The 23,557-nt window shown below is 73.1% G+C and carries 20 protein-coding genes; 13 read left to right on the top strand and 7 right to left on the bottom strand.

Annotation, left to right across the window (positions count from 1 at the left end):
* Positions 1 to 252 precede the first annotated feature (252 nt).
* Together ABT158_RS03600 and ABT158_RS03595 are read right to left on the bottom strand one after the other, a co-directional pair.
* Positions 253 to 2,082 (bottom strand): M14 family metallopeptidase, encoded by a 1,830-nt coding sequence (locus ABT158_RS03600; RefSeq protein WP_352350435.1) that lies wholly within the window; start codon positions 2,080 to 2,082, stop codon positions 253 to 255.
* Between the two features lie 73 nt (positions 2,083 to 2,155).
* Positions 2,156 to 2,848 carry a nitroreductase family protein gene (locus ABT158_RS03595; RefSeq protein ID WP_352350433.1) on the bottom strand — a complete coding sequence of 231 codons (693 nt, stop codon included), beginning with the start codon at positions 2,846 to 2,848 and terminating at the stop codon, positions 2,156 to 2,158.
* 94 nt (positions 2,849 to 2,942) lie between these two features.
* Here ABT158_RS03595 and ABT158_RS03590 point away from each other — a divergent pair, with 94 nt between their 5' ends.
* The 3 genes from ABT158_RS03590 to ABT158_RS03580 are packed head-to-tail and all read left to right on the top strand — an operon-like array spanning position 2,943 to position 5,129.
* Entirely contained in the window at positions 2,943 to 3,419 is a 477-nt protein-coding gene (locus ABT158_RS03590) for an Lrp/AsnC family transcriptional regulator (RefSeq protein WP_352350431.1), read from the top strand.
* A gap of 40 nt (positions 3,420 to 3,459) precedes the next feature.
* Positions 3,460 to 4,371, top strand: a complete 912-nt coding sequence (locus ABT158_RS03585; protein ID WP_352350429.1) for an ATP-binding cassette domain-containing protein — start codon at positions 3,460 to 3,462, stop codon at positions 4,369 to 4,371.
* Entirely contained in the window at positions 4,368 to 5,129 is a 762-nt protein-coding gene (locus ABT158_RS03580) for an ABC transporter permease (RefSeq protein ID WP_352350427.1), read from the top strand. The genes ABT158_RS03585 and ABT158_RS03580 overlap by 4 nt, the downstream gene beginning before the upstream one ends.
* 10 nt (positions 5,130 to 5,139) lie before the next feature.
* Here the strand turns inward: ABT158_RS03580 and ABT158_RS03575 are convergent, their stop codons facing one another.
* Complete coding sequence (locus tag ABT158_RS03575) at positions 5,140 to 8,331, bottom strand: AfsR/SARP family transcriptional regulator (protein WP_352350425.1); 3,192 nt, start codon at positions 8,329 to 8,331, stop codon at positions 5,140 to 5,142.
* 224 nt (positions 8,332 to 8,555) lie between these two features.
* On the opposite strand from ABT158_RS03575, the gene ABT158_RS03570 reads away from it, so the two are divergent.
* A complete protein-coding gene (locus ABT158_RS03570; protein ID WP_352350423.1) occupies positions 8,556 to 9,371 on the top strand; it encodes a hypothetical protein in 816 nt (271 codons plus the stop codon).
* Positions 9,372 to 9,584: 213 nt separating this feature from the next.
* Here the strand turns inward: ABT158_RS03570 and ABT158_RS03565 are convergent, their stop codons facing one another.
* Entirely contained in the window at positions 9,585 to 10,184 is a 600-nt protein-coding gene (locus ABT158_RS03565; protein WP_502911468.1) for a hypothetical protein, read from the bottom strand.
* Between the two features lie 23 nt (positions 10,185 to 10,207).
* Positions 10,208 to 11,599, bottom strand: coding sequence for a selenium-binding protein SBP56-related protein (locus ABT158_RS03560; RefSeq protein ID WP_352327571.1), 1,392 nt, complete (start codon positions 11,597 to 11,599; stop codon positions 10,208 to 10,210).
* A 106-nt stretch (positions 11,600 to 11,705) separates the two neighbouring features.
* Between ABT158_RS03560 and leuE the strand changes: the two genes are divergently transcribed.
* A complete protein-coding gene (leuE, locus tag ABT158_RS03555) occupies positions 11,706 to 12,356 on the top strand; it encodes a leucine efflux protein LeuE (RefSeq protein WP_352350421.1) in 651 nt (216 codons plus the stop codon).
* 202 nt (positions 12,357 to 12,558) lie between these two features.
* Positions 12,559 to 13,200 (top strand): VC0807 family protein, encoded by a 642-nt coding sequence (locus ABT158_RS03550; RefSeq protein ID WP_352350419.1) that lies wholly within the window; start codon positions 12,559 to 12,561, stop codon positions 13,198 to 13,200.
* Here ABT158_RS03550 and ABT158_RS03545 read toward each other — a convergent pair.
* Positions 13,108 to 14,094 (bottom strand): hypothetical protein, encoded by a 987-nt coding sequence (locus ABT158_RS03545; protein ID WP_352350417.1) that lies wholly within the window; start codon positions 14,092 to 14,094, stop codon positions 13,108 to 13,110. The two genes, ABT158_RS03550 and ABT158_RS03545, sit on opposite strands and share 93 nt — an antisense overlap.
* A 16-nt stretch (positions 14,095 to 14,110) precedes the next feature.
* Entirely contained in the window at positions 14,111 to 15,286 is a 1,176-nt protein-coding gene (locus tag ABT158_RS03540) for a sensor histidine kinase (protein ID WP_352350415.1), read from the bottom strand.
* Between the two features lie 392 nt (positions 15,287 to 15,678).
* On the opposite strand from ABT158_RS03540, the gene ABT158_RS03535 reads away from it, so the two are divergent.
* The 7 genes from ABT158_RS03535 to ABT158_RS03505 all read left to right on the top strand — a co-directional run bounded on the left by ABT158_RS03535 (position 15,679) and on the right by ABT158_RS03505 (position 23,548).
* Positions 15,679 to 16,296, top strand: coding sequence for a DedA family protein (locus ABT158_RS03535; protein ID WP_352350413.1), 618 nt, complete (start codon positions 15,679 to 15,681; stop codon positions 16,294 to 16,296).
* 36 nt (positions 16,297 to 16,332) lie between these two features.
* Positions 16,333 to 17,145 carry a DMT family transporter gene (locus ABT158_RS03530; RefSeq protein ID WP_352350411.1) on the top strand — a complete coding sequence of 271 codons (813 nt, stop codon included), beginning with the start codon at positions 16,333 to 16,335 and terminating at the stop codon, positions 17,143 to 17,145.
* An 81-nt stretch (positions 17,146 to 17,226) separates the two neighbouring features.
* Positions 17,227 to 18,438, top strand: a complete 1,212-nt coding sequence (locus tag ABT158_RS03525) for a glycosyltransferase (protein WP_502911467.1) — start codon at positions 17,227 to 17,229, stop codon at positions 18,436 to 18,438.
* Positions 18,435 to 19,109, top strand: coding sequence for a DUF998 domain-containing protein (locus ABT158_RS03520; RefSeq protein WP_352350407.1), 675 nt, complete (start codon positions 18,435 to 18,437; stop codon positions 19,107 to 19,109). Before ABT158_RS03525 ends, ABT158_RS03520 begins: the two co-directional genes overlap by 4 nt.
* 59 nt (positions 19,110 to 19,168) lie before the next feature.
* The gene (locus ABT158_RS03515; RefSeq protein ID WP_352350405.1) at positions 19,169 to 19,924 is read left to right on the top strand and encodes a cytochrome P450; all 756 of its coding nucleotides are present in this window, start codon (positions 19,169 to 19,171) and stop codon (positions 19,922 to 19,924) included.
* On the top strand, positions 19,921 to 20,667 hold the full coding sequence (locus ABT158_RS03510; protein WP_352350403.1) for an isocitrate lyase/PEP mutase family protein: 747 nt from the start codon (positions 19,921 to 19,923) through the stop codon (positions 20,665 to 20,667). Before ABT158_RS03515 ends, ABT158_RS03510 begins: the two co-directional genes overlap by 4 nt.
* Before the next feature lie 7 nt (positions 20,668 to 20,674).
* Entirely contained in the window at positions 20,675 to 23,548 is a 2,874-nt protein-coding gene (locus ABT158_RS03505; protein ID WP_352350401.1) for an AfsR/SARP family transcriptional regulator, read from the top strand.
* The last annotated feature ends 9 nt before the right edge of the window (positions 23,549 to 23,557 follow it).

Below are 23,557 nucleotides of genomic sequence, written 5' to 3'. Positions count from 1 at the left end.
GGCCGTTCGGGCGGATGTCTCCGCAGCTCAGCAGCGAGTCATGCGGGTGGCGAGCGAGTCATGGGCCATCCGATCCATGATTTCTTTTAGGAAAGTTTCCTAAGAGTTGTCGCGATCGTAGCCTTGACACCCTGTGCTTACAAGACCCAATCACGTGACGGCCGGTGACGTGCCGAAACGCCGGGTGCCACAGGCAACGGCAGCGCCCCCTCGCCCGGACCGGGGTCCGGGCGAGGGGGCGCGGCGGTCGGGTCAGGGCTGCTGGGTGATCTTGACGTCGTCCACGCCCGCCTCCACCAGGGAGGCCCCGGAGGCGTCGGCCGCGTCGATGAGGATGCGGACCGTCTGGCCCGCGTAGGCGGTCAGGTCGGCTGTCGCCACGGCCCAGGCGCCGTTGCGGTTCGAGGCCGCGCCGGCCTGCTGGAACACGGTGGTCGTGGTGCCGCCGACGACGCGGACCCGGAAGTAGTCCGCGCTGGAGGCGTTCGAGCCGTGCGCCAGGTACCACGACAGCGACAGGCTCAGCGTGCCCGTCGAGGGCAGCGTGATCGGCGGCGACTGGATCGAGCTGACGCCGCCGTCGAGGTCGTAGTCACCGGCCGCGGCGCCCGCCAGGCGGCCGGTCACCAGGTCGTTCGTGCCGCTGACCGTGGCGCCGAGCTGCTTGACGCCCGACGAGGTGGTCTCCTCCGGGTCGCCGCGCTCCCACGCGCCCGTCGTGGCGGTGTCGGTGCCGGACGGGTTCGCCGTCCAGCCGGTCGCCGTCTCGAACGTGTCGGACCAGACCGTCACCGGCGGCGTGCCGGTGCCGCAGTACTGGGACTCCTTGCCGATGATCCGGTAGACGCAGTCGGAGTACTCCAGGAAGCGCAGCACGGCCTCCTTGTTGCGGGTGGTCTGCGGGACGATCTGCTCGTCCGGCGGGTAGAAGCCGGGGCTCGCGCCGACCGGGTACATCTCGAACGTGAAGCTGAAGATCTTGTACTGGCCCCACATCCAGTCGTCGATCGTGCCGTCGGTGATGTAGAGGTCGCTGGACTGCTCGGGCGTGTAGCCGTTGGTGCCGGCCATGTTCTGGCCGAGGGTGGCGTGGGCGTCCCGGTCGTCCTGGGTCAGGCCGGGGGCGGTGTCGTTGAAGGTGTAGCCGTAAGGCCACAGGACCAGCTCGCTGTAGGTGTGCCAGTCGAGGTTCGTCCTGATCTGCTGCACGCCGCCGACGACCCGGCTGCGCACCCAGTCGGCCGCCGCCTTGACCTCGGGGGCCGACTCGGCGCTCGCGCCGCGGTAGGTCTCGCTGGAGGTCGTGCCCGAGGAGCCGCCGCAGCAGCCCCACTGGTAGGCCCAGTTGCGGTTGAGGTCGGTGCCGACCGCCGAGGAGCCGGAGTTCGGCTGCCGGTTCTTGCGCCAGGAACGGTAGGTGCCGCTGGCGATGTCGTACTCGCCGCCGTCCGGGTTGAGGTCCGGCATGATCCAGATCTCACGGGTGTTGACCAGGTTCGTGATCCTGGCGTCGGTGCCGTAGTTGTCGGCCAGCAGGTGCATGATGTACAGCGCCATCTCGACCGTGAGGTGCTCGCGGGCGTGCTGGTGGGCGGTGAACAGCACCTCGGGCTCGGCCTCGTCCGTGCCCACGTTGTCGCTGATCTTGACCAGGCGCATCGGCCGGCCCTCGTACGAGGTGCCGAACGTGCTCTGGCTCATGATCCCCGGATGGGCCGCGACCATGGTGTTGATCTCGGCCGTCATCTCCGCGTAGTTGTGGTAGCCGGAGTCCGACGGCGGGAAGTCGAACGTCCCGACGGCGTCCGGCGGCGCCGGGCGCCGGGCCTCCGTCACCCGGTAGCCGAGCCGCCTGATGGCCGCGATCTCCGCTCCCGTGGCGGTGACCAGCACCGAGTCCGGCTGCACGTCCTCGATGGCGGCGCCCGTCGCCGCCACGGCGCTGCGCTGCCGCGCGTCGGCCGGGCCGGAGACCCGGTACTGCTTGTTCGCCGGTGGTTCCGCGCCGGCCCCGGCGCCGGTCATGCCGGTGAGGCTGACCATGCCCAGGACCGCCAGCAGGATGAGTAATCGGCGTTTCACCTCGTCCTCCTCGCCCGCGCGGGACTGGGGGGTTTGACCCGCGCCTGAACTGAGAGTGAAGACGATGGGTGCCCTAGGAAAGGCCCAATTTTCCGTCGAACCGGATCAGGGCCTCTTCCAGCGGTTTCCTGGCGAGGTCGGGCACCTCGGCGTCGGGGGCGGCGTACCCGACGGGGAACAGGATGTAGGGCCGCTCGTTGGCCGGGCGTCCGCAGATCTCGCTGAGGAAGGCCATCGGGTTGGGGGTGTGGGTGAGCGTGGACAGGCCCATGGCGTGCAGGGCGGTGATGAACAGGCCGCAGGCGATGCCCACGCTCTCGTTGACGTAGTAGTGCTTGACCTTGTGGCCGCCGGGGCGCACGCCGTACTTCTCGGCGAAGCACACCACCAGCCACGGCACGACCTCCAGGTAGCCCTTGTCGGAGGTCGTCTCCAGCGGGGCCAGCGCCTCGCGCCACTCCTGCGGCAGCCTGCCGCCCTCGTAGTTGCGGCGTTCCTCCTCCTCGGCGGCCTCGCGGATGCGCCGCTTGACCTCCGGGTCGCCGATCACCACGAACTTCCACGGCTGCTGGTGCGCGCCCGACGGCGCGGTGTTGGCCGCCCGCACGGCCAGCTCGACGCACCGGTACGGCACCGGCTCGTCGCTGAAGAAGCGCACGCTGCGCCGCCGGTCGGCCAGCGCGTGGAACTCCTCCCCGCGCTTGATCATCTCGTCGGCGTCGTAACGTTCGGGCCGGTAGGGGACGAACGGAAACTGGTGCTCCATAAGATCCGCAGTCTCGGCACGACCGGCGGGTCTGACAACACCGCGCGCCGTATGCTGCCGATCTGACAGCCGAATCGGCCTTTGGGAGGCGAATATGCCGGCACGTCGCCGCGGGCTCGACGATCTGGACCTGCGCGTCCTGCGGCTGGTCGCCGACCGGCCGCGCAGCGGGCTGCTGGAGATCGCCCGGCTGCTCGGGGTGGCGCGGGGGACCGTACAGGCCAGGCTGGACCGGATGGCCGCGGAGGGCGTGATCATCGACTACGGCCCGAACCTGTCCCCCGCCGCGCTCGGCTACCCGGTGCAGGCGTTCACCACCCTGGAGGTCGAGCAGGCCGCCCGCGAGCACATCTCCAGGACCCTGGAGTCCATCCCCGAGCTGCTCGAAGCCTGCATCGTGACCGGACCGGGCGACGTCTGGTGCCGCGTCGCGGGCCGCGACAACGAGCACGTCCAGCAGGTGATCGACCGGATGCTGACGATCCCCGGCGTGCGCCGGAGCACCACCGTCATCGCGCTGTCGACCGTCGTGCCGCACCGGGTGCTGCCGCTGGCGGCGGCTGACAGGTAGGTGTCAGGCCGCTGCCAGCGCCCTCCGCGACCGTAGGGGCATGACATACGCGATCGAAGCGGAAGGGCTCGTCAAGCGGTACGGCGACAAGACCGCCCTGGACGGCGTCGGCCTGCGGGTCAGGACCGGCACCGTGCTCGGCGTGCTCGGCCCCAACGGCGCGGGCAAGACCACCGCCGTCCGCATCCTGGCCACCCTCGCCGCCCCCGACGCCGGCCACGCCACGGTCGGCGGGCACGACGTCGTCACCCAGCCCCGCCGGGTCCGCGAGCTGATCGGCCTGACCGGCCAGTACGCCTCGGTCGACGAGAAGCTGACCGGCACCCAGAACCTCGTGCTCGTCGGCCGCCTGCTCGGCCTGTCCAGGGCGGCCGCCAGAGCCAGGGCCGCCGAGCTGCTGGCCAGGTTCGGCCTGGAGGAGGCGGCGGGCCGGGCGGCGGCCGGCTACTCGGGCGGCATGCGCCGCCGGCTGGACCTGGCGGTCAGCCTGGTCAGCCGGCCCCGGATCCTGTTCCTCGACGAGCCGACGACCGGCCTCGACCCGCGGGCCCGCGGCGACCTGTGGGACGTGGTCAGGGAACTGGTCGCGGACGGGGTGACGGTCCTGCTGACCACCCAGTACCTGGAGGAGGCCGACCAGCTCGCCGACGACCTGCTGGTCATCGACCGCGGCCGGGTGGCGGCGAGCGGCACGCCGGCCGAGCTCAAGTCGCTGGCCGGCGGCCACCGGCTGGACGTCCGGCCGCTGCACGCCGCCGACCTGGAGAAGGCCGGCTCGATCCTCGGCGCCACAGCCGTGGACGGGCTGGTCAGCGTGCCCGTGCACGACCTGGCCGCCCCGCCCGACCTGCTCAGGCGGCTGGACGACGCCGGGATCGTGCTGGCCGAGCACGCCCTGCGCCTGCCCTCCCTCGACGACGTCTTCCGCACACTCACCGGAGCAAGCTCATGACCACCGCGCTCTCCCAAGGGCTGACGCTCGCCTGGCGCAGCCTGATCCCTCTGAAGAACAACCCCGGCCAGCTCGCCGGGCTGCTGCTCCAGCCCGTCTTCATGATCGTCATCTTCGTCTACCTGTTCGGCGGGGCGGCCGGCGGCGACCGGGCGGGCGCGGTGTCGTACATGCTGCCCGGCGTGCTCGTCCAGGTCGCGCTGATGGCGACGATCACGACGGGCATGAACCTGGCCACCGACATCGGCAACGGCGTCTTCGACCGGTTCAGGACCATGCCGATCGCCAGGTCGGCGCCGCTGGCCGGGCGCATCATGGCCGACCTGCTGACCCTGCTGATCACCATCGCCATGTCGCTGGCCGTGGGGTACGCCGTCGGCTTCCGCGTGCGGACCGATCCGCTGAGCGCGCTGGCCGGGATCGGCCTGGTGCTGCTCATGGTGACGGCACTGAGCTGGGGGTCGGCCTGGATCGGGCTGGTGGCCAAGTCGGTCGCCTCGATGCAGGGCATCGCCACCGCCGTGCTGCTGCCGCTCACGTTCGGCAGCAGCGCCTTCATCCCCGCCACCGACCTGCCGGGCTGGCTGACCTGGTGGATGGGCGTCAACCCGGTCTCGCACCTGGCCGGCGCGCTGCGCGGGCTGCTGGTGGGCGGCCTGGCGGCGTCCGACGTGTGGATCACGCTCGGCTGGGCCGCCGCGCTGCTCGCCCTCTTCGCCCCCTTCGCCCTTCGTGCCTACAACCGGAAGGTGCGGTGACCGGGCTCTCCTACGTGGTCCCGCGGGCCATCGCGCAGAGCTCGTCCGGCGGCAGGGCGGCGCCCTCGGCGAAACGGCGGTCGAAGAGCTCGTCGCCGAGCGCCTTCCTGGCCGCCGCGCGTCCCTCCGTGGTGTCGGGCGAGGTGTCCTGGGGGACGACCGCCGACGCCCCGCCGAACAGCACCGCCGCCCGTTCCTGGTCGCCCGCGGCCTGCGCCGCCAGCGCGAACCCGGCCAGCGTCATCGACAGCAGCGGCCGGTCCGGGCTGACGTCGCCGAGGACGTCGAGCGCCTGGCGGTGCCGGGCCAGCGCGGCCTCCAGGTCGCCGGCGCGGGCCAGCGCCCGGCCGTAGGAGGTCAGGTACACCGCCGTGATCTGCGGCACCCGGGGAGCCGCGGCCACGACGCCGTCCATGTCCCGGTAGATCGCCAGGCTGCCGGCCAGGTCGCCGCGCCGCTCCTCGTACGCGGCCTCGGCCAGGCCGAGCATCACCTGCGTCCACGGCGACGTCTCCTCGCCCACCCGGGACCTGGCCATGGCGAGGTCGGCGCCCGCGCCGTCCAAATCGTCGACCCGCAGGCGCAGCTGGGCGAGCCGGATCAGGGTGGAGATCGACTCGTCGTCGCTGACCCATTCGCTGGTCAGCGACCTGGTCTCGGCGATCAGGTCGTCGGTGCCCGCGCCGCGCTCGGCCCGCAGGTCGGCCAGGCCCAGAAGCGCCTCGCTCAGCCCCCAGCGGTCGCCGAGCCGCCTGAACCCCTCGACCGCCCGTTCCAGCTCCCGCTCCCGCTCTTCCCCCGACCGCAGCCGGCCGCCGATCATCAGGGCGGCGGACGACAACCACAGGTCGTCGCTGCCGGCGTAGTCGCCGATCAGCGCGGCCGCCCGCTCGTCCTGCCCGGCCGCCGCGGCCATGACGACCCTGCTGATCAGCAGCAACGGGTGCACCGGCCCCTCCCGGACCGCCCGCTCCACCAGCTCCTCCATCCGGGCCGACAGCTCCAGCATGGCCGGGCGGTCGTTGCTGATCGTCCCGAACACGTCGACGCCGTAGGCGAACATGCAGGACGTGTACGCCTCCGCGAGCCCCGGCGGCGGCGTGTCCCCCGCCAGGTCCAGCGCCTGCCTGGCCCAGGCCGCGCTCTCCCGGCGGTAGCCGCACATCCACCAGTACCAGTTGAGCGCCCCGCACAGCCGCAGCGCGGGCCCGGCGTCCCGCCGGTCGATCAGCCAGCGCAGCGCCGCCGCGAAGTCGTCGCGTTCGGCCGCCAGCCGTTCGATCCACTCCACCTGCGTGGCGGTGCGCAGCTCGGGCACCGCGCGTTCGGCCAGGTCGAGCAGGTGGCGGGCGTGCCGGTCGCGGTACTCGGCGGTCTCGTCCGCCTCGGCCAGGCGTTCCAGGGCGTAGGCGCGGATGGTCTCCAGCATCGAGTAGCGGCCTTCGGGCGACAGGCGCACCAGGGACTTGTCGGCCAGCGCGCCGAGGACGTCGGCCGTGCCGCCGCACACCTCCTCGACCGCCTCCAGGGACGCGCCGCCGGCGAACACGCCGAACCGCCTGGCCAGCACGCGTTCCCGCTCGTCGAGCAGGTCCCAGCTCCACTCCACGACCGCCCGCAGCGTCTGCTGGCGCGGCAGCGCGGTACGGCTGCCGCCGTCGAGCAGCCTGAACCTGTCGTCCAGCCGGTCGGCGAGCTGGCGCGGCGTCATCGTGCGCAGGCGGGCGGCGGCCAGCTCGATGGCCAGCGGCATGCCGTCGAGCCTGCGGCAGAGCGCCACCACGGCCGCCGCGTTGCCCTCGTCCACGGCGAACGACGGCCGGGCCGCCGCCGCCCGGTCGACCAGCAGCCGCACCGACGGATAGGCCGCCGCCTCGGCGGGCCCGGCCCCCGCCGGCGGCGGTTCGAGCGGCGGGAGGGGCAGCAGCCGCTCCCCCGGCACGTTGAGCGGCTCCCTGCTGGTGGCCAGCACGCGCAGCTCGGGGCACTCGTCGAGCAGCCGCTCGACCAGCACGGCCGCGGCCGTCACCACGTGCTCGCAGTTGTCCAGGACGACCAGCGCGGGCCGCTCGCCCAGCGCCTCGGCGACCTGCTCGACCACGTCCCTGGCCGCTTCGGGCGGGCGGTAGCCGGGGCGGTCGTCGCGCAGGCCGAGCGCGTCGAGCACGGCTCCGGGCACGCCGGCCGGGTCGCTGACCGAGGCCAGCTCCACCATCCACGCCACGACCGCCGGCCGGTCGCGTGGCTCCCCTGCGGCACCGGGCCCGGCCTCTGCGACCGTCCGGGAGGTGGGGGGTTCGGTGGCGGGCGCGGTTTGGGGTTCGGTGCGGGGTTCGGTGGACAGTTGGAGGGCCGCCTCGGTCGCCAGTCTGGTCTTGCCGGCGCCGCCGGGTCCCACGAGCGTGACGAGCCGGTCGTGGCGGAGCAGGCCGGTGAGCCGTCCGAGCTCTGCCTCCCGGCCGATGAAGCTGGTGCGCGGCCTGCGTACGTTGCCCTTCGGCCGGCTCCTCGGCCACGCGACCGCAGGCGGCTCCGCCGACAACACGGCCAGGTGCGCGGCCCGCAGCTCGGCGCCGGGATCGACGCCCAGCTCGTCGGCCAGCCGGTGGCGGGTGCGTTCGAACAGCTCCAGCGCCTCGGCCTGCCGTCCGGACGCGGCCAGCCCGCGCATGGCCAGCCCGACCAGCCGCTCACGCAACGGGTGCGCCGTCACCTCAGCGGCGAGCTCGACCGGCCGCCCGGCCGCCAGCAGGCGCTCGGCCCTGGACTCGACCGCCGCCAGCCGCTCCTGCTCCAGGGCGGTCGCCGCGTCCGCCAGGTACGGGACCGAGGTGAGATCCGCCAGCGCCGCGCCACGCCACAACGCCAGCGCCCGGTCCGCGTCCTCGCCCGCCAGCCGCCGGAACGCCAGCGCGTCCACCTGCTCGGCGGGGAGCGCGAGGGCGTACCCGCCGGGACGGCTGTCGATCACCTCGTCCGGCCTGAGCGCCGCCCGCAGCCGTCTGACCAGCGTCTGCAGCGCGTTGGCCGCGTTGGCGGGCGGCTCCTGCGGCCAGAGCACGTCGATCAGCCGCTCCGCCGTGACCGTACGGCCCGCTTCGAGCGCCAGCACGGCCAGCAGCGCCCGCAGCCGGAGACCGCCGACCACGACCGGTCCCCCGTCGCCCTCGACCTCCAACGGCCCCAGGATGGATATCCGCACCCACCACATCCTGCCCTGCCTGCGCACATGCTCCGGTAGAGAACTTTCCCCCGCCCGTTTCCTACCGGGGATGAACTCTTTCCACCTTGGCGCTCCCTCCGTCCTTTTTTCGCGGACACAGAGTGTCATCGCTCGCTAACGTTCCGCCCGTGATCTCCTCCCAGCACGAGGCGCTGCACCGCGTCTTCCGTGACAATCCAGAGCTCTGCACGAGCGTCTTCAAGGTGCTCGACATCCCCTTCCCGTCACCGACCGAGGTCGCGGTGGTGGACACCGACCTGACCGAGATCAAGCCGATCGAGCGGCGCGCCGACACGATCATGATGTTCACGTCCCTGGAGGGACAGCACGCGGTCATCACCGAGTCCCAGTCCAAGCCCGACGACCGCAAGACCGCCGCCTGGGCGCACTACATCAGCCACGTCCACGTCAAGTTCGGCTGCCCGGTGACGCTGCTGGTGATCTGCCAGGACGAGGCGACCGCCACCTGGGCCGCCCTTCCGAAGACGATCGGCCTGCCGGACCGGCCGACGCTGTCCGTCCACGCGGTCGTCGTGGGCCCGCACAACATCCCCGTGATCGACGACCTCGCCGAGGCGGTGAACGACGTGGTGCTCACCATGTTCTCGGCGCTGACCCACGCCCGTTCCAAGGAGGTCGCTGCCATACTGGAAGTCCTGGCAGACGCCTTGGACACCACCGACACGACCAGCGCGGGACACATCGCCGAACAAACCGAAATAGGCCTCGGAAACACCGACGCCCGACGAATCTGGAGAGACCTGATGGCGACCAAGACCTACCGCTACCAGTCCGAGTACGCCCAGATGCTGCGCGCCGAAGGCGAAGCCAAAGGCGAAGCCAAGGTGCTGCTGATGATCCTCGACGGCCGTGGAGTGGTGATCCCCGACGAGGTGCGCCGGCGCATCACCACCTGCGCGGACACCACCGTCCTCGAAACCTGGTGCAAGCGGGCCATCCACGCCACCAGCCTCACCGACATCTTCGGCACGGACGACGAGCAACCGGAACAGGGCTGACGGGCGGCCATGACCTACCGCTACCGGTCCGAGTACGCCGAGATGCTGCGCGCCGAAGGCATGGCCAGGGGGCTCTTGTGGCTGCTGGGCGGGCGAGGCGTGGAGGTGCCCGATGATATGCGGGAGAGGGTCACCGCCTGCACGGACATCGCCCTCCTCGAAACCTGGATCGACAGGGCCGTGCACGCCGACCGGCTCTGCGAGGTGTTCCGGTCAGGCCTGGAGGAGGGTGAGGAGACCGGCGGCGATCAGGGCGGCGGCCCACATGCGGTCCACGTTGAACCAGGCGCGGCGCAGGATCGTCAGGCCGAGCACCTCGTAGACCACCAGGGCCACGACGCCGGCCACCACGAACATGGCCAGCGTGTGCAGGGCGGCCACCGCCAGTCCGCCTGAGACGGCGTGCCCCGCGTGGCCCTCGGCGCGCAGCCCGGTGAGTACGGGCAGCAGCATGAGCCCGGCGCCGTGGGCCGACGACATCAGGAACGACCAGCCGGCGAGCTGGGCGAGCGACAGGCGCATGCCCACCCACCGGAAGTGGCGGGTGGACAGCAGCCGCCACAGCCCGAACGCCACGAGCACCAGCCCGCCGACCACCGGCAGCGCCGCGCCCGTCACCAGGGAGCCGGTGGCGGCCACGACCAGGGCGACCAGGGCCACCGACGCCAGGTGGCCCAGGGCGATCACGGGGATCGACTGGAGCAGCAGGTCGCGGCTGCGCTCCTGCAGGCCGCGGGCCACCGCGAAGAGCCAGCCCATGGCCGGGTTCAGGCCGTGGAAGGCTCCGAGCAGCAGGACCGTCGCGGTGCTCATGGCGGGCATCGTGGCGGGCATGGTCACGGGTAGCAGTAGGAGTCGGAGGAGGCGTCGCCGCCCTGGAGGCGTACCTGGTGGGGGCGCAGGCCGCGGAAGGCGTCGCCGTGGGGGAAGAAGGCGGTGTCGAAGGTGAAGGAGTCGGCGTCGACCTTGGCGAGCCAGGCTCCGACGCCTTCGGGGTAGAACTGGTCGTCCCAGGAGCCGTACAGGGAGTTGGTGAGGTAGACGCGGCGGCCGTCGCGGCTCACCTCGACCATCTGGGGGCCGCCGCGCAGCGGGAGGCCGGGCTCGGCGGGGTGCGGGGTGCGCCGGGTGATGCCGCCGATCCGCAGGGATCCCAGTTCGACCGGCTTGTACGGGTCCGACACGTCGTACTGCTTCAGCTCCCCGGTGCCCCAGCACGAGACGTACAGGCGCTGGTCGTCCACGGAGAGGGCGATGTCGGTGACCAGCGGCGGCACGGCGGCGAACGGCTGCAGCACGGGCGGCAGCAGGGCGGGGTCGGCCGGTTCTGCGGGGATGGTGATGACCTTCCGCGCCTGCCAGCGGCCGTCCTCGTGGAACCACAGCCAGACGGAGGCCGACAGGTCCTCGACGCTGGTGACCACGCCGACGAAGCCGTACAGGCGGGTGGGGTCGTGGGCGGGGCGCAGCTCCAGCGGCATCTGGTGCTGGTCGCCCAGGTCCACCTCCTGGACGTGGCGGCGCTTGCGCAGGTCCCAGAAGTGCAGCTTGTGGCCGTACTTGCGGCCGAGCAGCAGCTCGCCGACCACGCCGTCCTCGATCATGGACGGCGTGCCCCACTCGGAGGTGATCAGCACGTCGTGGTTGATGTGCCACCAGAAGTCGTAGGCGAGGTACTGCGGCCCGCGGTCCAGCTCCCACCGGCCGAGCACCTCGAAGGAGGTGTGGTCGAGCACGGCGATGCCGCCGGGGCCCTCGGCGCCGTCCGCGCCGCCGAGCGCGGAGACGTACAGACCCTCGGGGCCGCAATGGACGGTGTGCGGGCGGGAGTAGCCCGCCCGCCTGGCCAGCGACTCGGCGTCGATCACCTTGACCAGTTCGGGGCTGATCCGGTCCTTGGTGTCGTAGATGTGGATGCGCGAGGAGCGCAGGCCGGGGACGACCAGGTAGCGCCGCTCGACGTGCGGGTGCGGCGCGTTGGGGCACAGGGCGCTGCTGCAGGCGTTCCAGCCGAAGTGGTGCAGCTCGTCGCCGGTGCCGGGCAGGTCGGTCCAGCCGATGACGGTGCCGTAGGCCGGGGAGGCGGGGTCGGTGTCGAGCACGGCCAGCGCGTCCGGACGGTTCGCCGACCGGTCGAAGGCGGCGACGTAGGCCAGCTTCTCCACGGGGGCCTCGACGGCGTCGCGCGGGGAGGGGTAGAACGTGGGGTCGGGGGTCCAGAGAGCCATGACACCAGATATTCACGAGTATCCCTACTGGGTCAATAGGCATCAGCGCCGCAAAGCACAACCACCGACCGACTGAATCGGCACATATCACGCGATACCGTTAAGCGTGTTCTTCGGTATCACGGACATCTGGACCTATGTCATCGGCGCGTTCTTCATCGTGCTGCTCCCCGGCCCCAACTCCCTGTACGTCCTCAGCTTCGCCGCCCAGCACGGCGTCCGGCAGGGCTACCGGGCCGCGGCCGGCGTGTTCCTCGGCGACACCGTCCTGATGGTGCTCGCCGCCGCCGGGGCCGCGTCCCTGCTGCGCGCGACGCCGATGCTGTTCACCGTCGTCAAGTACGCCGGCGCCGCCTACCTGGCCTGGCTCGGCTTCCAGATGATCCGCGGCGCGGTACGGGCCTGGCGGGCCCGTCCGGCGGCGGACGAGTCCGGGGCGGCCCCCGTGCGGCAGGCCAGGCCGTTCCGCAAGGCCCTGACGATCAGCCTGCTGAACCCGAAGGCGATCCTGTTCTTCCTGTCGTTCTTCATCCCGTTCGTGGACCCCGGGTACAGCGCGCCCTGGTTGTCGTTCCTCATCCTGGGCGCGGTGATCCAGATCTTCAGCGTGCTCTACCTCACCACGCTGATCTTCTCCGGCACGTTCCTGGCCGGCCAGTTCCGCCGGCACAGGAAGCTGAGCGCGGGCCTGACCTCGGGCGTCGGCGCGCTGTTCCTCGGGTTCGGCGCCAAGCTGGCCACGGCGTCACTCGGCTGAAAGCCGGGTTCAAGGGTGAGCTGGTTTCGTATGGAACAGATGGAACGCGGCAAAAGCGGCAGTCCTACTCGCCGGGCTCCGGTACGGTAGGCCACCGGCCTTCGGAGTCGCACCCGGCGGTGACGACGACCGGTCCATCCGGCAAGCCTGGACCCCCGAAGCCCGGGTAGACGCTGATCGTCGGCCTATCTGCGGAGCAGTCTTGAACCACCATCCGGTCGCACTCCCCCGTCTGACCGCGCTCGCCCGTCAGGCGGCTCCCCGCCTGCTCGAAGGCGTGGTCGCCCCCCTGCTGGTGTTCTACCTCGCCATGGTCGTGCTGGGCTTCAAGTGGGCCCTGGTTGCCACGGTCTCCTGGGTGTACCTCGGCGTGGCCTGGCGGCTGGCCAGAGGGATCAAGGTGCCCGCCACCATGTTCCTGGCCGCGTTCGCGGTCACGGTGCGGGCCCTGGTGTCGTTCTGGACGGGCACCTGGATGTGGTTCTTCATCCAGCCGGAGCTGGGCACGATCTGCATCAGCATGGTCTTCCTGGCCTCCGTCCGGCTCAACCGGCCGCTGGTGCAGAAGCTCACCCTCGACTACATCCACCTGCCGTCGGCCGTGCTCAAGCACGAGCGGGTGCGCCGGTTCTTCGCCAGGATCACGCTGCTGTGGGCGTTCGTGCTGCTGGCCAACTCGACGCTGAGCATCTTCCTGGCCGTCTACGAGAAGCTGGAGGGCTCGCTCGGCGCGTTCATGGTGCTGCGCACCTCAGCGGTGGCCGTGATCAGCGGGCTGGCGATCACCTTCTCGATCCTGGCGTTCAAGCGCGTCCTGGCCAGGCTGCACGTGGCCCACGCCTGACCGTTCGGCCAGCAGGAACGCTCCACACATCCCCATCACCAGCCCGGTCAGCATGCCGAACAGCTCGGCGAAGTCCGCGACGCCCGTGCCGCCGTAGGCCAGGGGGCCGCCCGTGGACCTGACGATCATCGAGAACAGTCCCCAGCCGAACAGCGAGCCCGACCCGAGCCAGGCCAGCGCCAGCGGCCGCCAGAACGGGCCGTTCCCGCGCCGCCTGACCAGGGCCACGAGCGCGGCCGCCCCGCCCACCGCGAGCAGCGCCTTCAGCCCGTTCTGCACGGCCTGGACGGCCCCGTCGAACGCCATGACGACCCGCAGCGCCCCGACGGCGGTCGCCACCAGGAGCGCGCCCCACGCCACGACCTCCTGGAACGATCTGGTCGCGCTCGGGAACGGCAGCCTGACCGGGGTGGCGAAGACGGCGGGCCAGCGGTCGCGGGCGTAGAGGGCGAAGGCCGTCATGAGGGCGATGCCCAAGGTGATGAAGCCGCCGTAGACGACCATATAGACCCAGCTCTGGATCGGGCCGCCGCGGAAGATCGCCAGGCCGCCGATCAGCACGATCAGCGGGGTCGTGACGGCCAGCACCGACAGCAGGCCGGTGCCCACCCACAGCGGCAGCAGGACCAGCCAGGCGGGCAGCCGCATGCCCCAGCGCATGGTGAAGGCCAGCGCCAGCAGCAGCCCGGCGGCCTCCATGGCGAAGGTCAGCGCGTTCATCCCGAGCATCTGCCCGTTGTCCATGAGCGCCGGGTCGGAGACGCCGACGGGGTCGCCGGTCAGCCAGAGCGTCTTGATCGTGAGGTAGGGCAGCGTGGCGGCGACCGCCACGATCGCGGCGGTGAGCCGGCCGATGCCCGCTCGCTGTTCTGTCGTGCCCCGCTGTTCTGTCATGCCACGATCGTGCGCCTCAGGCGGGCCGGTCCCCTCCCGACCGGCGGGGATCCGCCTCCCCCTCGCGGGGGAGCTCGACGGCCAGGCGGAAGCCGTCGCCGTCGGGGCCCGCGGTCAGCGTCGCGCCGGCCAGCCGGACGCGCTCGCGCAGCCCCGCCAGGCCCAGCCCGCCGCGGCGGGCGCTGGGACGCGAGCTCGGCGGGCCGTTGCGCACGACCACCCGGTGCGGCGCGACCGACACGGCGACCGCCGCCCCCGGCGCGTGCTTGGCCGCGTTCGTCAGCCCCTCCTGGACGACGGCGTGCGCCAGCTCCGACGACGCCCCCGGCGCCAGCTCCAGGGTGATCGACATGCCGGAGTCCCTGGCCCGGCCGACCAGCTCGGCGACGTCCTCGCCCACCGGGGACAGCGGGGCCTCCTCGGCGTCCTCGCGCAGCAGGCCGATGATCTGGCGCAGCCGCTCGGTCGCGTCGGCCGCCGCCATGCGCAGCTCGCCGGCCGCCTTGACCTGGGCCGGGCCGAGCCCGGGGGCGACTTCCAGCCCGCCGGCGCGCACCGCGATCAGCGCCAGGTCGTGGCCGAGCGAGTCGTGCATCTCGCGGGCGATCCTGGCCCGCTCGCGCAGCCGCGCCTGCGCCTCGACCGACAGCCGCGCCTGCCGCCGCTGCTGGAGCACGCCCCGCCGGAGCAGCCCCAGCAGGTACGGCACCAGGTACGTGCCGACGAGCCCGGTGCCCATCGACACCCACAGCGCCAGGTCACCGCCCTGGAGCAGCACGACCCCGCAGCCGATGGCCGTGATCAGGCAGAACACGGCGCCCGCGGGCCACAGCCGGGTCATGCGCCGGCCGGTGAGGTAGGCGTACCAGATGATGAACGGCGAGGTCGCGAGCAGCGGCAGGATCTTCACGTCGCGCCGGGGCAGCAGCCACGTCAGGTCCACCGTCGCGAAGCCCTCGGTGAAGGTCCACGGGCCGAGCGGCAGCAGCAGCACCAGCGCCGCCAGCGGCCAGGGACGGCCCACGAGCACGGCCAGCGCGGCCAGCCCCACCCTGGGCAGCGTCACCAACGCGACCCCGGCCGGATCGACGAACGGGTCGGGGCCCATGGCGGTCACGAAGATGCTCAGCACGGCCCACAGCAGCAGGTCGAGCACGACCTGACGGCGGCTCTCACGACGCAGACGGTTCACGCCCCGACGGTATCCGCCGCCCGGCGCGGCCGGTCCCGCCCGAAGGTCATGCGGCGCCCCTGACGAAAGTCAGGGTGGGGCCTGGTGCAGTGATCACGGTGGGGCTATCCCCACCTGAAAGGCGGATACCTCCTCTCCTGTTTCCGGGGCCCGCAACCGGTTTGATCGTGGGTGTCACGCGGAAGTCGCACGTCCGCCCCTGACGAAAGTAGGGGGTGGCGCGTGCCGATGGGCCGATGTGCCACGACCTGCGGAATTTCTACCTTCATGGGGTAGGCGGCCCTGACCCTCCTAGGGGACGGGCCCGCGTTCGACCGGGGGCATCCCCGATGTCCCCGGTCCGCTCACACCGACAGGCTTTGTGAGTGCCCTGACGATCGGAGTCCACGCATATGTCGCACGCCATTCTCGACCTCGTCCAGCAGGTGATGTCATCGCCATGGCTGTACGTGGCGCTGTTCGCCCTGGCGCTGCTCGACGGGTTCTTCCCCGTCGTGCCCGCCGAGACGTCGGTCATCACCGCGGCGGTGTTCGCCGCCTCCGGCCAGACCAACCTGGCCCTGGTGATCGTGGTCTCGGCGCTCGGCGCGTTCGCCGGCGACCACATCTCGTACCTGATCGGCAACAGGTCGGCGGGGCGGCTGCGGGGCAAGAAGGCGTTCGTCTGGGCGCGTGGCGCGCTGGCCGAGCGGGGCGGGCTGGTGCTGGTCGTGGCCAGGTACATCCCCGGCGGCCGGACCGCGACGACGCTGACCATGGGCGCCGTCGGTCATCCGCTGCGCTCGTTCACGTTCTTCGACGCCATCGCGGCGAGCTCGTGGGCGGTGTACTCCGGGCTGATCGGCTTCTTCGGCGGCATGGCCTTCGAGAACGACCCGATCAAGGGCCTGCTGCTGGGCCTCGGGATCGCGCTGTCGATCACCGGGCTCGTCGAGCTGGTGCGGTGGGCCAGGAAGCGGCGCGCCACCCAGCCTTCCCCGGAACGCCTTCCGGTGGACACGTCCGTTTGACCCTGTCCGGCAACCATCCGTCTGAAAGGAGTGCGCATGAGTGTGCTGGCCGCGGCGATCGCGCTGGTCGGTTCGCTGTTCTTCGCGCTCGGGGCCGCGCTGCAGCAGTTCGAGGCGGCGGGCTCGGCGAAGCCCGCGCTGCTGACCCTGCTGCGCAGGCCGCGCTGGCTGCTCGGCGGCGCCTCCATCGTGACGGGCGGCGGCCTGCACATCGTCGCCCTCGGGCTCGGCCCGCTGACCGTGGTGCAACCGATGGGGGTGGCCAGCCTGCTGTTCGCGCTGCCCATCGCCGCAGCGCTGCACGGCCGCCGGCCCTCCCGCAAGGAACTGGCCGCGGCGGGCGTGGTCGCGGCCGGGCTGATCGGCCTGGTGCTGCTGGTGCCCGAGTCCGACGGGCCGACGTACCTCGCGCCCACGGGCGTGCTCACCCTGCTCGCCGTGGCCGGTGTCGCGGCGGTGCTGCTGTGGGCGGGCTCGAAGGCGGCCTCCCCCGCCGGCCGGGCCGCGCTGCTCGCCACCGGCTCCGGCGTCCTGTACGGCGCGACCGCCACGCTCATGCGCGTGCTCGTGGACGGCGGCTGGAACTGGTGGTACCTGCTGGCCCTGCCGGTGCCGCTGCTGCTGGCGCTGGTGATGCTGCAACGCGCCTACGCCGTCGGGCACTTCGGCGTCTCCTTCGCCTCGCTGCAGATCGCCGACCCGCTCACGGCGGTGGCCTTCGGGGCGCTGCTGCTCGGCGAGCCGCTGCCGTCCGGCCTCGCGCCGATCGCGGCCGCCGCCCTGACCGCGGCGGGCACGTTCGCCCTGGCCCGGACGTCCCCGCTGGAGGCGCGCAACGACGTCGCCTGATCCCCTCCCCTGACCGAAACCCCCTGTTCGTCCCTCGGCCCTCCCCCAGCCGTCCCCCCTTGTGAAAGCGGAGTCACCGTCATGGCCATGCCCCTGCGCAACGTCACCGACCACGCCCAGCTCGCCCCCGCCCCCGAACGTCCCCGCCGCGTCCTGATCTCGACCGACACCTATCCCCCCGACGTGAACGGCGCCGCCTACTTCACCCACCGCCTGGCCACCGGCCTGGCCGCGCGCGGCAACGAGGTGCACGTGGTGTGCCAGTCGGAGGCCGGCCCGGCCAGCGCCGACGTGGTGGACGGCGTGATCGTCCACCGGCTGCGCTCGGCCCCGCTGCTGGTGCACCCGACCATGCGGGTCACCGTGCCGACCAGGCTCGACCGGCTGGTCGCCGACATCGACCCGGACGTGCTGCACACCCAGGGCCACTTCGTGGTCGGCCGGGCCGCCATCGCCGCCGCCCGGCGCCGCGGCGTGCCGGTCGTGGCCACCAACCACTTCATGCCCGACAACCTCTTCCAGTTCGGGCACGTCCCCGAGGCGCTGCGGGCCAGGGCGGGCCGGCTGGCCTGGCGCGACTTCAGCCGCGTCTTCAAGCGCGCCGACCACATCACCACGCCGACCCCGCTGGCCGCCAAGCTCCTGTCCGACCAGGGCTTCTCCCGTGACGTCGAGGCCGTCTCATGCGGCATCGACCTGGCCAGGTTCCACCCGCACGCCGAGCCCAAGTCGTGGGCGCGCCGGCGGTTCGCGCTGCCCGACCGGCCGACCGCCCTGTTCGTGGGCCGCCTGGACGAGGAGAAGCACCTCGACGAGCTGATCCGCGCGCTGCCCCTCGTGCTCAACGAGACCGACGCGCAGCTGGCGTTCGTGGGCCGCGGCAACCAGCGGATGGAGCTGGAGAAGCTGGCCAAGCGCATCGGAGTGGGCGACCGGGTGTTCTTCGTCGGGTTCGTGCCCGACGAGAGCATGCCGCAGGCGTTCGCCGCCGCCGACGTGTTCGCCATGCCGGGCGTCGCCGAGCTGCAGAGCATCGCCACGCTGGAGGCCATGGCGTCCGGCCTGCCCGTCGTGGCCGCCGACGCGATGGCCCTGCCGCACCTGGTGGACGGCAACGGCTACCTCTACCAGCCGGGCGACGTGGTCGCGCTGGCCAGGCACCTGACCGCCGTCCTCACCGACGACGACCTGCGCGCCCGCCTGGGCAACGCCAGCCGGGCGCTGGCGCTCACCCACGACGACCAGGTGTCGCTGGCCCGCTTCGAGCAGATCTACGACGAGGTGGCGCGATGACCTGGCGTGGCGTGCTCGCTCCCGTGGCCGGAGCCGTGGCGGCGGTGGCCGCACTCGGCTACGCGCAGGTGACCCTGCCCGAGCAGCCGCTGATCAGCGACTACGCGCTCGTCCCCGGCGGCATGCCGCCGGTGCTGGCCGGGACGCTGGCGCTGGCCGCCGCCTGCCTGTCGCTGGCGTACGGGCTGGCCGCCCGGGAGCCGGGACGGACCGCCGCGACCCGCGTGCTGCTGCTGGCGGGGGCGGCCGGGCTGATGCTCAGCGCCATCTTCCCCACCGATCCCGGCATGTCGGACGTCAGCACGCTCGGCGGGGAGATCCACCGCTGGTCGGCGGCCGTGGTCTTCACCGCGCTGCCGGTCGCCGGCTGGACCCTGGCCAGGGGACGGGCGGCGGCCGCGCGCTGGAGCGCGGTCAGGGCCCTGAGCGTGACGTCCGGGCTGACGCTGGTCGCGTACCTGGCGGCCCACCCGGCCGCCGTCACCTCCTCGCTGATCGGCGGCGAGGCCTACTACGGGCTGCTCGAACGGGGTCTGGTGCTGGCCGAGATCGTGCTCGTCGTCGCCATGGCGCTGGCCTGCGCACCGGGCCGCGCCGCCGTACAGGTGCAGGGCACGCGGGCCACCGGGGCGCCCGCGCAGCCCGAGAGCCCGCAGCGGCTGGCGGCGTGACGGCGATGCGCAGCCATACTTCGTCCGCCGTCGAACGGTCGGCGGCCTAGCGTGGACCCATGCTCATCACCCACCACGCCGAAGCCCGGGCGGTGCTGGCCGACGGCCGGTACGTGCCGCCGCCCGTCCCGCAGGACGGCGAGCCGGGGACGCTCGCCTGGCTGCGGGCCCACGTGTCGCGCTTCAGCACCGGCGAGACGCACGCCGAACGCCGCCGCCTGGTCGTCGAGCGCCTGTCCGCCCTGGACCCGGCCGAGCTGCGGACGGCCGCCAGGGCCGCCACACGCGACCGTGACGGCGACTGGCGCGGCGTGCCGACGGCCGTGCTGGGGGCCGCGCTCGGCGTGCCGGACACCTCGGCCGTGCCCGCGGCCGCCAGCGGCTACCTGTCGGGCGAGGGGAGCCCGCAGGCCGACGCCGCCGTCGCCGAACTGCTCGGCCTGACCGACCTGCCGGCCGTCACCCTGCTGCTCCAGGGCCACGCCGCCACCGAGGCACTCATCGAGAACGCGCTCGCCCACGCCGTGCCGGGCGACGACCCCGAGGCGGTGCTGCGCGAGACGCTCAGGCAGGACCCGCCGCTGAAGGCCAGCCGCAGGCTCGACACCCGCACCGGCGAGGAGATCACGATCGACCTGGTCGCGGCCAACCGCGATCCCGGGGTGTTCGCCGACCCCGACCGCTTCGACGCCTCCCGCGACCCCGCCCCCCACCTGACGTTCGGGGACGGCCTGCGCCCCTGCCCCGCTCCCGCCCACGCCCTCGCGCTGGCCGCCGGCGTGCTCGACGCGCTCCTCGAAGGGACCCGCCGATGAACTTCCACGACCTGCACAAGCCGGGCGACCCGCTGCTGCTGCCCAACGCGTGGGACTACGGCTCGGCCGCGATCCTGGCCGCGCACGGCTTCCCCGCGATCGGCACCACCAGCCTCGGCGTGTCCGCCGTGCACGGCAAGCCGGACGCCGCCGGCGCGACCAGGGCCGAGACGATCGAGCTCGCCGAGACGGTCAAGGACCTGGGCGTGCTGGTCACGGTGGACATCGAGGGCGGCTTCAGCGACGACCCGCAGGAAGTGTCGGACCTGGTCGCGAGCCTGGCCGCGCTCGGGGTGGCGGGCGTGAACCTGGAGGACGGCCGTCCCGACGGCACGCTGCGCCCGGTCGAGCTGCACCGGCGGATCATCGAGGCCGCCAAGGGCCACGGCGTGTTCGTCAACGCCCGCACCGACACCCACTGGCTGGGCATCGGCGACTGGCGCGAACGGGTGGACGCCTACGAGCACGCCGACGGCATCTTCGTCCCCGGGCTCTCGGATCTCGCGGAGATCGCCGAGGTCGTCGCGCGTACGCGGCTGCCGCTCAACGTGCTCTACCAGCCGGGCGGGCCGACGCTGGACCGGCTGGCCGAGGCGGGGGTGGCCCGGGTGAGCGCCGGCTCGCTGCTCTACCGGGCCGCGCTCCAGGGCGCTCTGGCCGCCGTGCTGGGCGCGCAGGGCAAGGACGCCCCGGCGCTGCCGACGTACGGAGAAATCGCCGCACTCCTCCCGCAGACCCGATAATCGGGGCATGCGCTTCGAGATCCTCGGACCCACCAGCGTGCTGGACGAGGACGGCGCGCCGGTGGCGCTCGGCGGGCCGCGGGTGCGCGCCCTGCTCACCCTGCTGGCTCTGAACGCCGGCCGTGTCGTCGGCGCCGGCCAGCTCGTGGACGACCTCTACGGCCCCCACCCGCCGGACGGCGTGGCCAACGCGCTGCAGTCGCAGGTGTCCAGGCTGCGCCGGGCGCTCGGCCGGGACGTGGTCGAGTTCCACCCGGCGGGCTACCGGCTGGTCGCCGACCCGCACGACGTGGACGCGCGCCGCTTCGAGCTCCTGGCCCTGGACGGGCGGCGGGCGCTGGCCGCCGGGGACGCCGGGCGGGCGGCGGCGCTGCTCTCCGAGGCGCTGGAGTTGTGGCGCGGCGCGCCGCTCGCCGACGCGCCGCACGCGGTGTCCGCCGCGGCCGGGCTGGAGGAGCTGCGGCTGGCGGCCGTCGAGGACCGCCTCCAGGCCGACCTGGCGCTCGGGCGGCACCGCGACCTGGTCGCCGAGCTGCGCCGGCTCACCGCCGCCCATCCGCTGCGCGAACGCCTGCGCGCCCAGCTCATGCGCGCCCTGTACGGCAGCGGCCGGCAGGCCGAGGCGCTGGCCGTCTACGACGAGGCGCGGCGGCTGCTCGACCGGGAGCTGGGCATCGAGCCGGGCGCCGAACTGGCCGCCGCGCACCTCGCCGTCCTGCGCGCCGACCCGTCCCTCACCCCGCAGATCACCCCGCAGATCACCGCGCCGAACCCCCCGCCGGTCCCCTCGTCCCTTCCCACACCCGGAGCGTCGCCGCGCGGTGGGTTGAAGCAGGGGTTGCGGGCGCAGCTGACCAGTTTCGTGGGACGGGCGGAGGAGCTGGCGCAGGTGGGCGCGCGGCTGCGGGACAGCAGGCTCGTCACGCTGATCGGCCCCGGCGGCGCGGGCAAGACCAGACTGGCGCAGGAGGCGGCCGCCCAGGAGCCGGGCGACGTGTGCTTCGTGCCCCTCGCCCACGTGGCCGGCGCCGCCGGGGTGCCCGGCGCGGTGCTGGTCGCGCTCGACATCCGCGACGCCCTGCTGCCCGCGCCCCAGCGCGCCGCGGTCGGCCCCGTCACCCGGCTGCTCACCGCGCTGGCCGAGCGCGACCTGCTGCTCGTCCTGGACAACTGCGAGCACCTGGTCGCCGCCGTGGCCGAGCTCGCCGACGTGTTGCTGGCCTCCTGCCCGGGGCTGCGGGTGCTGACCACCAGCCGCGAGGCGCTGGGCATCACCGGGGAGTCGATCCTGCCGGTGTCCCCGCTGCGCCTGCCGCCGCCGGAGCCGGACGACCCGCTGGAGTACGCCGCCGTCCGGCTGTTCGCCGACCGGGCCGCCGCCGTGCGTCCAGGGTTCGCCGTGGACGCCGGCAACGCCGCGGACGTGGTGCGCATCTGCCGGGCGCTCGACGGGCTGCCGCTGGCCATCGAGCTGGCCGCGGCCCGCCTCCGCACGCTGTCGGTCGCCGACGTGGCGGCCCGCCTGGACGACCGGTTCCGGCTGCTGACCCGCGGCAGCCGTACGGCGCTGCCCCGGCACCAGACGCTGCGCGCGGTCGTCGCGTGGAGCTGGGACCTGCTGGACGACGCCGAGCAGCGCCTGGCCGCCCGCCTGAGCGTGTTCGTCGGCGGCGCCACGCCCGAGGCGGCCGAGCGGGTGTGCGGGCTGCCGGAGGAGGTGCTGTTCTCGCTGGCGGAGAAGTCGCTGGTGGAGTACGTCGGCGGCCGGTACCGCATGCTCGACACGATCCGGGCGTTCTGCGCGGAACGCCTGGCCGACTCCGGCGAGACCACCGCGATCAGGGACGCGCACACCGCCTACTACCTCGACCTCGTCCTGACCGCCGACCCGCTGCTGCGGACCGCCGACCAGCTCGTCTGGCTGGCCCGCCTCGACGAGGAGAGCGACGACCTCGAAGCCGCCGTGCGCTGGACGACCGCGTCCGGGCAGCCGGAGACCGGCCTGCGGCTGCTGGCGCACAGCGCCTGCTACTGGTGGATGCGCGGCCACCGCGGCGTCGTCGCCGGGCTGGCCGCCGCGCTGCTGGCCAGGATCGGCGACGCCTGCCCCGCGGGCATGGAGGAGGAGTACGTCATGTGCCTGCTCGTCACCGCCTGGACGGGCGTGGCCGACGACGTCGTGCGCGAGCGGCTGGCCGAGGTGCGCGAGCTGCTGCCGATCACCCACCTGCCGGAGCGGGTGGAGTTCCTGATGATGATGCGGTCGATGTTCACCGGGCCGCCGGGCGACGTCGAGCAGATCTACCACGAGCTGCAGGCCCACATCGACGGGCTGCCGCCCTGGCAGCGGGCGTTGTCGTACAGCGGCGCGGCGTTCGTGCTGCAGATCCTGGGGCGGGTCGAGGAGTCGCTGGCCACCTTCCGGCGCGCCCTGGCCGCCTTCCGGACCATCGGCGAGCGCTGGGGGACGGTGCTGGTGCTGTCGGGCCTCGGCGAGCTGGCCTCCCGCGAGGGGGACTACGCGGCCTCGTACGCGCTGTCGGACGAGGCGCTGACGCTGGCCCGCGAGCTCGACGCGCGGGCGGAGATGGCCGAGGCCCTGTGCCGGCGCGGCGACGCGCTGCTCGGCATGGGCGAGCCGCTGGGCGGGCGGGCCGACTACGAGGAGGCGGCCGAGCTGGCCCGTCGCGTGGGTTCCATGGACATGCTGGCCTGGGCGCACCTCGGGATGGCCGAGGTGGCGCTGATCGGCGGCGAGCGCGACGCCGCGCTGTCCCTGCTGGCCCAGGCCCGCGCGGAGTGCCCCGACGACTGGTACAGCACCGAGGACATCCGCAACCGCATCGACGAGGCCCTCGGCCGGGCGGTCAGCGAACGGTAGGCGGCCCGT

It is taken from the genome of Nonomuraea sp. NPDC001636, from assembly GCF_040298265.1.
In the GTDB taxonomy this organism is placed as follows: domain Bacteria; phylum Actinomycetota; class Actinomycetes; order Streptosporangiales; family Streptosporangiaceae; genus Nonomuraea.
Note: the sequence above shows the minus strand (reverse complement) of the source record. Positions and strands in the feature narration are given on the sequence as shown.

Coding starts and splice junctions, on each gene's coding strand:
- ABT158_RS03595 (WP_352350433.1), bottom strand. CDS start 2,848: ATGGAGCACCAGTTTCCGTTCGTCCCCTACCGGCCCGAACGTTACGAC.
- ABT158_RS03545 (WP_352350417.1), bottom strand. CDS start 14,094: ATGACAGAACAGCGGGGCACGACAGAACAGCGAGCGGGCATCGGCCGG.
- ABT158_RS03535 (WP_352350413.1), top strand. CDS start 15,679: ATGTCGCACGCCATTCTCGACCTCGTCCAGCAGGTGATGTCATCGCCA.
- ABT158_RS03510 (WP_352350403.1), top strand. CDS start 19,921: ATGAACTTCCACGACCTGCACAAGCCGGGCGACCCGCTGCTGCTGCCC.
- ABT158_RS03505 (WP_352350401.1), top strand. CDS start 20,675: ATGCGCTTCGAGATCCTCGGACCCACCAGCGTGCTGGACGAGGACGGC.
- ABT158_RS03580 (WP_352350427.1), top strand. CDS start 4,368: ATGACCACCGCGCTCTCCCAAGGGCTGACGCTCGCCTGGCGCAGCCTG.
- ABT158_RS03560 (WP_352327571.1), bottom strand. CDS start 11,599: ATGGCTCTCTGGACCCCCGACCCCACGTTCTACCCCTCCCCGCGCGAC.
- ABT158_RS03585 (WP_352350429.1), top strand. CDS start 3,460: ATGACATACGCGATCGAAGCGGAAGGGCTCGTCAAGCGGTACGGCGAC.
- ABT158_RS03525 (WP_502911467.1), top strand. CDS start 17,227: ATGGCCATGCCCCTGCGCAACGTCACCGACCACGCCCAGCTCGCCCCC.
- ABT158_RS03590 (WP_352350431.1), top strand. CDS start 2,943: ATGCCGGCACGTCGCCGCGGGCTCGACGATCTGGACCTGCGCGTCCTG.
- ABT158_RS03520 (WP_352350407.1), top strand. CDS start 18,435: ATGACCTGGCGTGGCGTGCTCGCTCCCGTGGCCGGAGCCGTGGCGGCG.
- ABT158_RS03565 (WP_502911468.1), bottom strand. CDS start 10,184: ATGAGCACCGCGACGGTCCTGCTGCTCGGAGCCTTCCACGGCCTGAAC.
- ABT158_RS03515 (WP_352350405.1), top strand. CDS start 19,169: ATGCTCATCACCCACCACGCCGAAGCCCGGGCGGTGCTGGCCGACGGC.
- ABT158_RS03530 (WP_352350411.1), top strand. CDS start 16,333: ATGAGTGTGCTGGCCGCGGCGATCGCGCTGGTCGGTTCGCTGTTCTTC.